Origin of the sequence: Candidatus Protofrankia datiscae (assembly GCF_000177615.2) — a bacterium.
In the GTDB taxonomy this organism is placed as follows: domain Bacteria; phylum Actinomycetota; class Actinomycetes; order Frankiales; family Frankiaceae; genus Protofrankia; species Protofrankia coriariae.
In genome coordinates this window covers 1808898-1822523 of sequence record NC_015656.1, presented here as the reverse complement: position 1 = coordinate 1822523, position 13626 = coordinate 1808898, and the positions used below count along the sequence as shown (strand labels likewise).

The 13626-nt window shown below is 70.8% G+C and carries 7 protein-coding genes; 2 read left to right on the top strand and 5 right to left on the bottom strand.

Annotated features, from left to right (window positions below; translation table 11 throughout):
* Positions 1–464: 464 nt before the first annotated feature.
* The 5 genes from FSYMDG_RS07545 to FSYMDG_RS07525 all read right to left on the bottom strand — a co-directional run bounded on the left by FSYMDG_RS07545 (position 465) and on the right by FSYMDG_RS07525 (position 8092).
* Complete coding sequence (locus tag FSYMDG_RS07545) at positions 465–1589, bottom strand: glycoside hydrolase family 6 protein (protein ID WP_013872968.1); 1125 nt, start codon at positions 1587–1589, stop codon at positions 465–467.
* A 12-nt stretch (positions 1590–1601) separates the two neighbouring features.
* The gene (locus FSYMDG_RS07540; RefSeq protein ID WP_013872967.1) at positions 1602–3197 is read right to left on the bottom strand and encodes a kelch motif-containing protein; all 1596 of its coding nucleotides are present in this window, start codon (positions 3195–3197) and stop codon (positions 1602–1604) included.
* Positions 3194–5494 (bottom strand): glycosyltransferase family 2 protein, encoded by a 2301-nt coding sequence (locus FSYMDG_RS07535; RefSeq protein ID WP_237703024.1) that lies wholly within the window; start codon positions 5492–5494, stop codon positions 3194–3196. The genes FSYMDG_RS07540 and FSYMDG_RS07535 overlap by 4 nt, the downstream gene beginning before the upstream one ends.
* 466 nt (positions 5495–5960) lie before the next feature.
* Entirely contained in the window at positions 5961–6521 is a 561-nt protein-coding gene (locus FSYMDG_RS07530; RefSeq protein ID WP_013872965.1) for a hypothetical protein, read from the bottom strand.
* A 311-nt stretch (positions 6522–6832) separates the two neighbouring features.
* Positions 6833–8092 (bottom strand): glutamate-5-semialdehyde dehydrogenase, encoded by a 1260-nt coding sequence (locus tag FSYMDG_RS07525; RefSeq protein ID WP_013872963.1) that lies wholly within the window; start codon positions 8090–8092, stop codon positions 6833–6835.
* Positions 8093–8556: 464 nt separating this feature from the next.
* Here FSYMDG_RS07525 and FSYMDG_RS07520 point away from each other — a divergent pair, with 464 nt between their 5' ends.
* Positions 8557–9849 carry an exonuclease SbcCD subunit D gene (locus tag FSYMDG_RS07520; protein ID WP_013872962.1) on the top strand — a complete coding sequence of 431 codons (1293 nt, stop codon included), beginning with the start codon at positions 8557–8559 and terminating at the stop codon, positions 9847–9849.
* Positions 9849–13538 (top strand): AAA family ATPase, encoded by a 3690-nt coding sequence (locus FSYMDG_RS22890; RefSeq protein WP_013872961.1) that lies wholly within the window; start codon positions 9849–9851, stop codon positions 13536–13538. The genes FSYMDG_RS07520 and FSYMDG_RS22890 overlap by 1 nt, the downstream gene beginning before the upstream one ends.
* Positions 13539–13626 lie beyond the last annotated feature (88 nt).

Here is a 13626-nt window from a genome sequence, read left to right as displayed (position 1 = left end):
CTCCGGTTGCCGGAAAAACAATCGACGTTGTTTTTTCATTGTGATTCTGCAGACGTGGCGGACGGGAGAATCCCGCCGGCGGCGGGCGTATGCCCGAGGCGCGGCCCGGCCGCCACCCACCCGAGCGGGGCGAACCGGTATGCGGGCCCGGCATGAAGGCCCGGCATGAAGGCGTTGTTCTGTTTCGCGACGGCCGGGCACCGGGAGCGCTCCCGGCCGGGAACACAATCCGCTGAATCACGCCAGAACGGGCGGCCGGCACGCCGGAACCAATGCGCCCGGCCAGCGGCAGGCCGATTCCCCGGCGCCTCACGAAACGGCACGCGGCGCACGGTCACACCGATTTCGTCCATGAGCTGGCTCATCCCGGACCGTCCGCGCCGGCACCGGGAGTACCGCCGCGGACGGGTCCGGGAACAGCCGGGGTACGGCGGACCGCTGCCCCAGGGCAGCAAAGGTCCCGCTCAGGACGTGGCGTTACGGACGAGTTCGTCGGCCTGGGCCGGCCACCAGGTGCCGGCTGAAGGGTTGTTCCGGCCGCACTCCCCGTCGCTGACTCCTGGCACCTTGATCCAGAGGAAGGCGTCCGCGCGTGGGTTGCCGGTGTCGGCCGTCGGCGTGATGCCCAGCCCCCGCCCCGGCGGGTTGCACCAGGCGTCCTTCAGGCCGCCACTGGCCGGGCCGCGGCCGTTGCGTGAGGTGTCGACCACGAAATGGCTGCCGCCGGTCAGCGCCGAGATCATGTCGGCGCGGGCCACCTCGTCCTGGGTGTGGTAGTAGTTCGACACGTTGACGGCAAACCCGCGGGCCCGCTGTACGCCCGCCCGCTCCAGGCGGTCGGCGATGACCGGTGCGTCCGTCCAGCCGCAGTTGGCCCCGTCCAGGTACACGCTGGTGCCGGAAAGCCCACCGTAGACGTCGACGGCGTCGTTGAGCAGCTGGTAGCGCTCCTCCTGCTCGGCGTGCCCCAGGTGGTCCAGCTGCGCCAACGAGTCGGGCTCCAGGACGATGACGGCGTTGCGGTGGCCGATGCCCGCCGCGACCTTCCTGGTGAAGGCCCGGTAGGAGCCCGCGTCGGGTAGACCGCCGGCGGAGAAGCCCGCGCTGACGTCACGGTGCGGGATCGCGTAGACCATGAAGACAGCGGTGCTGCCGGTGCGTTCCGCCTCGGCCGCGCGTGCCGCCACCTGGGCCTGGACGCTGTCCCCCAGCCAGTCCCCGACCGGGTAGGCCAACGGTCTGGTCGCGATCGTCGCGGCGGCCGTCCCAGCCGCCGGGTTCTGGCGCGTCACCTGAGCCGGCTGGCTGTTGGGGTCGACGAGAAACGGTGCCCGGGGCATCGGGCCGCGCGGGCCTGGCCCCTCCACCGCGCCGTGGCCGGCGGGGTCCCCGGCGGGGCACTGCGGGCCGACCGCGGTCAGCGCGGAGGTCGTGGCCGGGGGCGGGTCCGGCCCGTCCGAGCCACCGCACGCGGACAGCACCGAGATGGCGCCGGCGACCGCGGTGACCCTGACCCGGGCAGCGCGCCGCGACCGGTCAGCTCCCGGCCCCCGCTCCCTCGTGACACAGCGGACCAACCTGGAGATCAATACAAGCCCTCCTCATCCAACATGAACCCAGGTGGCAACGGAGGGAACACCCTCGTCGTTGGTCACAAAAAGCATGTACCAGTCTGACGGAAGCAGGTTGGGGTTCTCGGGGACGTCCAGTGTGACGCTGCCTCCTGTCTGTTGGGTGATCGGCAGCGCCACGGAGCGTTGCTCGGTGTCGGTGACATGGGTGTAGGCACCCGGTCGGATCAGACGCACCTTCGACGCTGGCTGGGACGACTTCACGGTGATGGCGGCGCCCCGGGTGATCTCGGTCGGCGCCTCGGAGACCGCCGGGCGCTCGCCCTTGTAGAGGTAGGGCGGGGAGTACACCTCGACCCGGGTCTCGAAGAAGTTGTCGTCGCTCAACGGGTTGGAGCCGAAGACCGCCACCCGCCCGTCCGGCAGCAGTATGTACTCGGAGTGGTAGTCACGGCCGACGTGCGGATCGGCCGCCGGGGTGAAGCTGTTGGTGTCCGGATGGTAGATCTCGGCGGTCAGGGAGTCCTTGGCCCGGTAGCCGGCGGAGCCTCCGGAGACCAGCACCGTGTCGTCGGGCAGGACGACGGCCCCGGGATACCGTTTGGCCAGCGTCAGGTTCGGGCCGCTGACGTAGGCGGGCTCGGGCGCGGACAGGTCGACGATGGCGGTCCGGGCGCTCGCGGCCTGGGTGTCGCCGACGCCGCCGCCTGCGATGAACATCACCTTCTGGTCCTGGGCCGGCGCCAGCATGATCGTCCCGGCCGTCTCGTTGATCTCTGGTTCGGGCAGCCCGTTGACCGGCTGGAAGGAGTTGTCCGCGAGGTTCCACAGGCCGGGCTGGCGCTCGGAGACCTCCGCCGGGCCGTAACCGGCGTTGGCGCCGGAGAAGAACAACCGGCCGTCCGCGGCGAGCAGCAGGGACGGGTAGGTAGGGAAGATCTTCTTCAGGTAGTGGCTGTCCGTCCACGTCCTGGTGGCCGCCCTGAACAACTCGGTGTTGCCCTGGTCGATGTCGCCGTTCTCGTTGAGACCGGAGACCGACACCACCGTGCCGTCAGCCAGGGTCACCAGGGTCGGATACCAGCGCGCGTGGATCAGGTCAGCGGTCTTCTCGTACCGCTCGGTGTCCGGGTTGAAGATGTAGGAGTCCTTCAGGCCCTGGTACTCGTGCTTCTTGCCGTCGGGCGAGTCCTGTGCCAGGACCTCGTACTTCTTCGTCCCCCCGGCGATCAGCAGGTTGCCGTTGGGGAGGAAGGCGTGCCCCGCGCAGAAGACGTCCCATGGTGTGTAGACGTCGGTGAAGGTGTTCGCGACCGGGTCCCACAGCGCGGTGGTGAACTTCCCCGCGTCGAAATTGGCCTGGTCGTTGCCGGAACCGGCCATGAGCAGGACCTTGCCGGTACGCAGCAGAGCCGCGTGAATGGACCGGGTGCCGTTGTCGGCGACGATGTCCCAACGCCCGTGGGTACGCATGTAGTCCGGCTGGTTGGACTGCCATTCGGCGTACTGCTCACTGGCCCACGACACGGCGAACGGGCCGTTCCCAACAAGAATCAGAACAAGCAGAATACTGAACTGAACCAGCCGCCGTCGGCGTACCCGGCGTTTCTGGGTGGATACCATCATGTCAGTTCCTCGAGCAGTCCGTCACCGGAAACACGGCGACGGCGTGGCGTGAGTTTCATAGTGGCCTCCTCCGTGTAGGTGCCCGGTTCCGGGCGCCCACGGGCAGGACCTCCCGCCGCCGACTGTTCGGCCGAGGCCGCCACCGCGACCACGGACCGCCCCCCGCGCCCGGCACCGTCCTGGGTGCGGCGGGTTGGCTTCCCCGGCTTCGCGGGCTTCCCCGATCCGGATCCGTGCGTGGGTCGGATCAGTTTCTGCGTGGTCTCCTCGGAGTAGCCGATCGGCTGGAGCGAGGACAGCACCGCCGGCAGGATGATCGTCTGGGTGGCCTCTTCGCGGTATCCGCCGGGCGCGGAGGCCGACAGCGCCGGCACGACCGTCGTCTGGGTGACCTCCTCGCGCCGCCCGCCGGACGCGGGCGCCGACAGCGTGGCCGGCCGCTTGAGCACCTTCGTGACTTCCTCGACATACCCCGAGGAGGAGGCGGCCGGCGCGACGACCGCGGGCACGGGCTTCTCCGGAGTCGTTTTTTTCGGTCTTCCCGGCGCCACTTTTTCCGGCGCTGATTTTCCTGGCGCCGTGGACGATGCTTTTTCCGCCGTGGCGATGACCACCGTGGTCTCGGGCACCGCTGTTCTGGTTGCCGCGGAGGCGCTCACCGGGGCTTCGGATGCCGTCGCCTGATGGGGTACGCCCGACTGCTCGGACGCCACCGCCGGCAGCAGGCCGGGCTCGCCGACGGAACGCAGCCGGCCGGCGATCAGGGACCCCCACCACATGAAGATGGGGAGCAGGCAGATGATCAGCGACAACGCCGCCCAGACCATGTTCGCCGGATACACATGGCCGAAACCGACCGCGGCGGCGACGGAGAGCCCGGATATCGTCGCCCAGAAGATGTGTTTACGGAAGGTCAGCAGCCGGTCGGGGCTGGCGCTCTGCCCCTTGGGCGTGACCACGAAACCGAGCGGACGCCGCAACAGCGCGCCGACGAAGGCGGTCGAGTAGAACGGCGTGCACAGCATGGAGACGAAGATTCCGGAGATGCCGGCGGTGCCCTTCTCCTCATGCGGGCTGATGTTGAACCGTCGCAGCCAGATGTAGAGCAGGAGCCTGGTCACGGCCACGTCGATGTAGAGCGCCATCCAGGACGATATCTGCACGGTCACCCCGGTCGACCCCAGGGCCATGTAGCTGACCGTGAGCATCATTCCCATCAGCCAGGTGAGGGCGACGGTCGGATAGTGCAACATCAGGGTGGAGTAGTGCAGGCGGTGTCCCCACGGCAGCTTCCGCAGCCGGCGTACCGACTCGGTGACCATGACCTCGTTGGAACCACGAGCCCACCGCAACTGCTGACTGAAGAAGTCGGTCCAGGTAGCCGGCCCCTCGCCAACCGCTACAACGTCCGGCGTGTACACCGACTTCCAGTGCCGTCCGGAGGTAGGCTGATGCTCTCCGTGTACAGCAAAAGAGGTGGCCAGATCCTCGGTGATCGAATCCTGGAACCCGCCGATCTGTCGCCATGCCGACACCCGATAGGCGTGGTTCGTGCCGACGAACATCCCGCAGTCGAACCGGTTCGCGGCCCGCTGGATGACCGAGTGGAACATGTAGTTCTGCGCTTCCGCGCCCCGGGTCAGGAAGCTGTGGAAGTTCCCGTAGACCTGCGGCCCCACGACAAAGGCGACATCGGGGTCGCGAAAGTAGCCGAGCATGCGCGAGGCGAAGTTCGGCAGCGGAATGTGGTCGGGGTCGACCGACAGCACGACGTCATAGGAGGCGCCGTGGGCGTCCAGCCAGGAGTTGTGGTTGCCATGCTTCGTCTTGGCCCGGAACCTCCCTTTCGGCTGGTTCCACCTTTCGACCCCTTTGCGGCTGAAATGGTTGACCCCGAGGTCCTTGCACATCTGGCGGACCGTCGGGTCGTTCCCCTCGTCGAGCAGCCAGATGTCGATGGGTGTGCCGTAACGGATCTGCCGGGCCGCGATCAGGGTGTCGCGTACGACGTCCAGCGGCTCCTTCGACGGGACGATGGTGGTCGTGAACGCGATCCGCAGGCCTGCCGGCGGCCGGACCGGCACCGGGTTGCGCATGATGTAGGCGGCCCAGCAAAGAGTGACCGAATTAAGTAACCGGATGCCCTCGGAGACGACGATCGTCCAGAACATGACCAGGTTGCCGATGCGCACCGGCGTCGGCAGGTACCTGCTCTTGGGGAAGTGGCCCGGCTGGATCAGCCAGACGAAGAACAGCGACGACAACCCGACGGTGGCTATCAACAGCGGCAGCACCATCCAGAGCTCCCGCCCTACCATCACCTTACGGTAGGCAACGCGATACTCTGTGCCAGCAGGCGGAAGGGTAAGCGGACCCGCGAGCTTCGAGAAGGAGGTGTAGTCGTAGGCCAATTCTCTTCCAAGGACTCGTGCCACCCGCGGGTTGCGGTCAGCGCCACGACATACGTCGCATGCAGATCACACGTCGCATGCAGACCGGTGAACCGGTCCACGTCGGGACAGGGATGGGTGCCAGGTATTCATCCGTCGTCGGCACGTTCACGGCCAGCGGTCCGCCGACCCGGGTGGGGCCGGGCGTCAACCGCGTGCCGCTGGCGCCATGCCCGGATCGATCCGTGCTGGTTGCGATCTACCAAGGACGTCATGCCGTCAAGGCGCTATGGCGGCCGCGGAACACCGCTCCCGGAGTCGGGCCGGCGGGCGCGCCGGACCAACGCGCAACGGGCGTAACAGGCGCCTGGCGTCACCGGGCTATACCACCGGACACGTCACCGGATATGCCGCCGGAGGGCCGCCTGGAAGTGCCGGTCACCCGCCACGCGGACCGGCCGAGAAAAAGCCCACCGAGGACGAGCGCGACACCGGCTACGAGACTGAGCCACAGACCCAGGCCCACCTCGGCGGTGGCCACGGGATTGTCCGTCTGGAACGTGCCGATCCGCAGCCGCAGAAGCTTGGCGGCTATCACGTCCCCTGCATTGATCTTGACAGCGCTGAGGACGACAATAGCGCCACCCACGACGGGCAGCGCCAGCCCGAACGGGCGGGCACGGGGGATCTCGGACAGCAGCACGCTGATGACGACGCCGAGAATGCCCAGTCCGAGCACCACCTTGCCGTGCCAGGACAGCTCCAGTCCCGATCTGTTGCTGTGCAGCAGATCGGCACCCCGGTCGGTGAGGGTCGCGCCCGCCCACGGCAGGAACGTCCCCACCACGGCGATCAGTCCCGCCACACCGCACGCATAAACAATCATGTCCGCCGTGCGCGACCTGGCACCCGTCGGCACATCCTCATCCGACACGGCGTTCCCTCCGTCGTTCGCACAGCCACACCATGGAATTTCGACATCCGACGCCCCCCGAAACGCTCGAACGAGCAGACCGTCTCTTGTCTGATCACGGTTCGGACCAGGAGACAAGTAACGGAATGTCCAGAGCTATCCCCCCTACCGAGCCAGAAGCGTACCTGGCAGCACGACCCGGCCGTCGGCGTCCCCCTGTTCGGCCAGGTCACCGACCTGATGCCCACCCGCGGGCAGCCCCGGCCGCCCGGCGTCCAAGGACACGGACCACCGGCTCCACAAAAGCATGATCGCGCCGCTGGCGCCCCGCTCTAAACCACCAGATGGCCGTCGCCGACGCCCACCCAGGTGGTGGAGGTCAGCTCGGTCAGGCCCATCGGCCCACGGGCGTGCAGCTTCTGGGTGGAAATTCCGATCTCGGCGCCGAAACCGAACCTTTCACCGTCGGTGAAGCGGGTCGAAGCGTTGACCATGACCGCCGCGCTGTCGCAGGTCGCGATGAACCGGCGGGAGGCGGCCAGCGAACGGGTCACGATCGCCTCCGTGTGCCCGCTGCCCCACCGGCGGATGTGCGCGACGGCGTCGTCGAGGGAGTCCACCACCCGCACCGCCAGGTCCAGCGACAGGTACTCGGCGGCCCAGTCCTCCTCCGTCGCGGACAGCGCCGACGGGTCCTGGGAACGGACCGCGTCGTCGCCATGGATCGTCACCCCCGCCTGCCGCAGCGCCGCGAGCACCCGCGGCAGGAAGACGTCCGCGACACCGGCATGCACCAGCAGCGTCTCCGCCGTGTTGCACACCGACACCCGCTGGGTCTTCGCGTTGAGGACGATCGCCAGCGCCTGGTCGAGGTCCGCGTCGACGTCGACGTAGACGTGGCAGTTACCGACCCCGGTCTCGATCACCGGCACGGTGGACTCCTCCACCACGGTCCGGATCAGCCCGGCGCCGCCGCGCGGGATCAGCACGTCGACGAGACCGCGCAGGCGCATGAGCTGCTTGACCGACTCGTGGTCGGCGCCGGGCACGAGCGCGATCGCGTCCGCGGGCAGCCCGGCCCCGGCCGCGGCGTCCCGCAGCGCCGCGACCAGCGCCGCGTTGGTGCGCAGGGCCGAGGCGCTGCCGCGCAGCAGCACGGCGTTGCCGCTCTTGAGGCACAGGCCCGCGGCGTCGACCGTCACGTTCGGGCGGGCCTCGTAGATGATCCCGACCACGCCGAGCGGCACCCGGACCTGACGCAGCTCGATCCCGTTGGGGAGCACCCGGCCACGCACCACCGTGCCCACCGGATCCTCGAGCAGCGCGACCTGGCGCAGGCCGTCCGCGATCGCGGCGAGCCGGTCAGGTGTGAGGGTGAGTCGGTCGATCATGGCCTCGCCGGTGCCCGCGGCCCGCGCGGCGGCCACGTCCGCGCCGTTGGCCGCCAGGATCGGCCCGGCGCCGGCGAGCAGCGCGTCCGCCATCGCGTGCAGCGCGCGGTCCTTGTCCGCGCGGGACAACGGTGCGAGCACGGCCGCGGCGTCACGCGCCCGGACCGCGGTCTCGCGGACATCCTCCGCAAGGCTGTTCATGACCAGTTCCTCCCGACCTGACGCTCGTCCGACACGCCACGCCCAGCGGCCGGAAACGACACGATCATGTTCCCGGGCCACCGGAGGACCGCGTGTGCAGGGCGGCGGACCGACGGCGGCACGATCATGCTCCTGCCGCCGGGGCCCGCGTTCCTCAGACCGCGCAGGGCCGGGGCGGCACGACGATGTTCCCGCACCCGGGGTCCCCACCGGATCCAGGGCTCCCACCGGCTCGGCGACGCCAGCCCGGGAGCCCGGAAGCCGGCCCGGGGCGTCCGGACGGCCCACATTTCCGTGGCACTACGAGGTTACCGGCGTGTCAGGGCAGCCACGAGGATTCCCCCACGGGCCGCCGGCGGCCCGGTCACGATTTCCGTGGCGGCACGGGTTCCGTGGCACCACGGGCACGCACACAAACCGTACCCGCGTGCGGAAGCATCGGCGGCGCGTCCTACCGTGCAGACATGCTCGTGCTGCATACATCCGACTGGCACTTCGGGCGTACTCTGCACCGATTTGACCTGTTGGCGGCGCAGGCCGCCTTCGTCGACCATCTTGTCGAGGTCGTCCGGGCCGAACGCGTCGACCTCGTCGTGGTCAGCGGGGACGTCCACGACCGGGCCATCCCACCGGTCGCGGCGATGCGGCTGTTCGACGAGGCGCTGTCCCGGGTGCGGGACGCCGGCGCGCACGTAGTGGTGATCAGCGGCAACCACGACGCCGGCGCCCGCCTCGGCGACAAGGCCGGGCTGCTCGACCCCCGGGTGCGCATCAGGACGGACGTGTCCGCCATCGCCACCCCCGTCACCATCGAGGACGCGCACGGACCCGTCCACGTCTACGCGCTCCCCTACCTGGAACCGGCGGCGGTGGCCGACGCCCTGCCGGCGGTTCCCATCCCGGGCCCCGACGACGCGGCCCACCCTGGCGACACGGTTACGACGACAGATAGCAGCAGAGAAGATACGAATAGCAATAAATCGACGACGGTCAGCGATATTGTGAACACGAAAAGCAATGAAAGGGCCCCGATCGGTGCTGGTAGAGCGCTGTCGCACGCCGCGACGCTGGGCCGGGCCATGCGGGCCGTGCACGCCGACCGGGCCCGGCGCGGCGGCCGCAGCATCGTCTGCGCCCACGCCTGGGTCAGCGGCGGCCAGGCCAGCGAAAGCGAACGCGACATCAGCGTCGGCGGGCTCGCGGCCGTCCCGGCGAAGCTCTTCGACGGGGTCACCTACACCGCGCTCGGGCACCTGCACCGGCCGCAGGCGCTGGACGAGGGCCTGCGCTACAGCGGCTCGCCCCTGCCCTACTCGTTCTCCGAGGCGGGCGACGTCAAGTCGTCGCTGCTGGTGGAAATCGACGCGGACGGCCTGTGCGGGCTGGAGGAGATCCCGGTCCCCGTGTACCGCGGCCTCGCCCGGTTGCGCGGCCGGCTGGCGGAGCTGATGACGGCCGTCGACCACGAACGGCACACCGCCGACTTCGTCTCGGTGGTGCTCACCGACCCGGTCCGCCCGCTGGACGCGATGGCGACCCTGCAGCGCCGCTTCCCCTTCGCGCTCACCCTCAGCCACGAGCCCGCCCTCGACGCCACCGGCGACGAGCTCACCTACGGCCGGCGCGTCCACGGGCGTTCCGATCTCGCGGTGGCCGAGGCGTTCGTCACACATGTGCGGTCCGAGCCGAGCGAGCGCGAACGGGCCCTGCTACAGGCGGCGTTGGACGACGCCCGCCGGGCCGAGGACGCGGCCTGATGCGCCCGCACCGGCTGGAACTCGCCGCCTTCGGAGCCTTCCCCGACAAGATCGAACTGGATTTCGACCGGCTCGGAGCCGGTAGCCTAGTCCTACTGTGCGGCGAGACCGGCGGCGGGAAGACCACACTGCTCGACGCGCTCGGCTTCGCCCTCTACGGAGTCGTTCCGGGGCTGCGGGCCCGCGCGAAGGACCTGCGCTCCCACCATGCCGGCGCGGACGCTCAGCCGCGTGTGCAACTGGAGTTCAGCGTGTCCGGGCAGCGTTACCAGATCACCCGGACGGCCGCCTGGGACAGGCCCAGGCGCGGCGGCGGGGGCAGCTCCCGAGTGAACCCGACCGCCCTGCTCAGGCACCGGACCGACACCGGCTGGGAGTCCGTCGCCCAGCGCAACGAGGATGTCGGGCTCGAGATCGGCCGGCTGCTCGGGATGACCGCCGAGCAGTTCTTCCAGGTGATCATGCTACCGCAGGGGCGCTTCGCCGACTTCCTGCAGGCCGACCACGATGCGCGGGAACGGCTGCTCAAGCGGCTGTTCGCCGTCAGCCGGTTCGAGCACGCCGAACAGTGGCTCGCCGACCAGGCCAAGATCGCGGGCGAGCGGCTGGCCGCCGCCCGCGGCGACCTCGCCCGGGTGGCGACCCGGGCCGCCGAGGCCGCCGCGGCCACCGAACCGAACGATCTCGAGACCGACGCCGACTGGGTCGCCGGCCTTGCCGCTGCCGCGGACGCCGCCGCCCGCACGGCCACGCAGCATGCCGGAGCAGCCGCCGAGGCCCGCCGACAGGCCGAGGAGTCGCTCGACCTCACCCGCGGGCTCGCCGAACGCCAACAGCAGCGGCGTGAGCTCGACGCCAGGCTGGCGACACTCGAAGCGCAGCTCTCGGCGATCGAGGTCATGGCCGCCGAGCTGGCCGCCGCCCGCCGTGCCGCCACCGTCCGCCGTGCCCTGGACCAGGTACGGGAGCGGGCGGACGACCTGACCCGGGCACGGCTGGCCGAGGACGCCGGCCGCCACCGTCTGGAACTGCTCGGCGCCCGGCACGACGTCGACGTCGACGAGCTGGCCCGGCTGGCCCGGGTCGCCCACACCGACATGGGACGCCTCGAGCAGTTCGCGAACATCCTGACCGCCGCCGACGCGGACGACGCCGCCGCCACGGCGGCCGACATCGACGCCGACACGCACGCGGCCGCCGTCGCCACCCTCACCGGATACCTGCGCGCCGAGCTGCCCGAACAGCGCCGTACCCTCGAGGCCAGGCACAGCCGTGCCAGGGCCGCCGCAACCGCCCTGCCAGGCGCACGCGAGCAGGCACGGACGGCCGCCGAGCTGGCCGCCGCCGTACGCCGACGGGGGCAGGCCCTCACCCATGCGCACGACGCGGAGCAGTCCGCACGGCTGGCCCGCGAGCAGGCCGGTGACATCCGTCAGCAGCGCTTCGACGCGATCACCGCGGAGCTCAGCGCCGCCCTGGTCGACGGTTCGCCCTGCCCGGTCTGCGGTTCCCTCACGCATCCCGACCCGGCCGAGGCCCGCGCGGACCACATCAGCAAGGACGACGAGCTCGCGGCCGAAGCCATCGCCAACCGGCTCGCGACGCAGGCCACCGACGCCCGCCGCGACGCCGACCGGCTCGACGAACGGATCCGCACGCTGACGCGCGCGCTGGCCAACCAGGTGGAGCCCGCCACCGCCGTCCCCGGGCCCGCCGGCCCGGCCGCCCCGGGGCAGACCGCACCCGCGGCCGACCTCGGCCCGGCCGGTGACAGGACTGGCGCGATCGGCACAGCGGGCACGGTGGGCACGGTGGGCACGGTGGGCGTATCGACCACGGCGAACACCCCGCCAACAGCTCCGGCGCCGGCGAACCCGGCGCCTGCGAACCCGGCGAACAACACGGTGTCCGCGAACGCGACAACGGCAGGTGCGACAACAGCGGACACGCCGGTGGTGGACGTCACGGCGGTGGGTCCGGCCGGCGGTACGCGCGTCGAGTCCGTCGCACCGCGCGGCCCGTTGCCCTCCGAGGATGTCGGTAGCGGGCCTCCCCGCCCGGTCAGGGCGTTCGCGACGGTAACCGTCCTGGGCGTGCCCGACCCCGTCCCCGGCGGGAACGACGGGAAAACCGATCACAGGAATGATCGTGGCAACGCTGTCGATCACGAAACCACCGGTCGCGAGAACACCGGCCGCGCGGCCGCCGGGCACGCCGACCGCAGGACCGCCGACCCCAGAGCCACCGGCCACAGCGCCGCCCAGCACGGTCCCGCCCAGCACGGTCCCACCGATCGCGGGAGCGACCGCCAGGTCGAGCACACCGATCACCAGGCTGATCATCATGCCGATCACAAGGTCGCCGGCCACGGTGCCGCGGACGGTGTCACACGGCTGGAAGGGCTGCCCGCAGGCCCCGAACTGCCCACCGTGCTCCCCGTCGACGCGTTCGAGCAGGCCGCGGTCGGCCTGGCGGACCGGGCCGAGACGCTCGCCGCGCAGGCCGACGACCTCCCGGCCGCCGAGCGGGCGCTTGAGCGGGTGCGTCAGGAGGAGACCCGGGCCGCGGCCGACCTGGCCGGCCACGCCGCCGGTGAACAGCTCGCCCGCACCCGGGCGCAGGAGTGCCGGGCCCGGGCCGAGCGGCAGCGGGCCAGCCTGCCACCGGAGCTACGGGACGTCGGGCGGCTGGCCGCCCGCCAGCGCGAGGTCGCCCAGTTCGCCGACGCCTACTCTGACTGCCACGCGGCCGCCTCAACCACGGCCCTGGCCGAGGAGGAGTACCGCCGCGCCGCGGCCGGCGCGAGCCACGACGCCCACGCCGCCGGCTTCCCGGACGTGGCCGCGGCCCAGGCAGCCTGCCGGGAGGAAGGCTGGATCGTCGACACCGAGGCACGCCTGACCGCCCACCGCGACGACCTTGTCGGTGTGCGGTCCCATCTGGCCAGCCCCCAGCTGGCCGTTGATCCGGACAGGCCGGCGCCGGTGGCCGAGCGGGAGGCGGACGCGCTCGCGGCCCGGCAGCGGCACGAAGCGGCGCTCACCGAAGCGGCGCGCGCCGACGACCGGGCCCGGCGGCTGTCCGACCTGGTGCCCGCGTTCGCCGCCGCGTTCGCCGCGGTACCGCCGCTGCGCGAGGCCGCGGAGGAACTGCGCGGCCTCGCCGAACTGGCCACGGGCCGTGGCGGCAACCGCCACGGCATGCCGCTGTCGAGCTTCGTCCTCGCCGCCCGTCTCGAGGAGGTCGCGACCGCGGCGAGCGGACGCCTGTCGGCGATGAGCGGCGGCCGGTTCACCCTCGTCCACGACAGCGGTGAGCGGCGGGACCGGCGCCGGCGGGCCGGCCTCGGCCTGCTGGTCGAGGACGCCTGGACGGGTCGGCGGCGCGACACCGCCACGCTGTCCGGCGGGGAGACCTTCCAGGCCGCCCTGTCCCTGGCGCTGGGCCTCGCCGACGTGGTCACCGCCGAGTCCGGCGGCCAGGCGATGGACGCGCTGTTCATCGACGAGGGGTTCGGCAGCCTCGACCCGGACAGCCTGGAGGAGGTCATGAACGTCCTGGACAGCCTGCGCTCCGGTGGCCGGCTGGTCGGCATCGTCAGCCATGTCGCGGACCTGCGCCAACGTATCCCCACCCAGATCACCGTCATCAAACAGGCCAACGGCAGCCACGTACGCACCACCGTCTGAGCTGACTGGCTGTTGGTACGGAAGCTGTAGGTGAAAACCGCTGTTGTCACGACGTTTTCCACCTACGGCGGCGGCAGCCGTAGGTGGA

Coding starts and splice junctions, on each gene's coding strand:
- FSYMDG_RS07540 (WP_013872967.1), bottom strand. CDS start 3,197: ATGATGGTATCCACCCAGAAACGCCGGGTACGCCGACGGCGGCTGGTT.
- FSYMDG_RS07535 (WP_237703024.1), bottom strand. CDS start 5,494: ATGGTGCTGCCGCTGTTGATAGCCACCGTCGGGTTGTCGTCGCTGTTC.
- FSYMDG_RS07525 (WP_013872963.1), bottom strand. CDS start 8,092: ATGAACAGCCTTGCGGAGGATGTCCGCGAGACCGCGGTCCGGGCGCGT.
- FSYMDG_RS07520 (WP_013872962.1), top strand. CDS start 8,557: ATGCTCGTGCTGCATACATCCGACTGGCACTTCGGGCGTACTCTGCAC.
- FSYMDG_RS22890 (WP_013872961.1), top strand. CDS start 9,849: ATGCGCCCGCACCGGCTGGAACTCGCCGCCTTCGGAGCCTTCCCCGAC.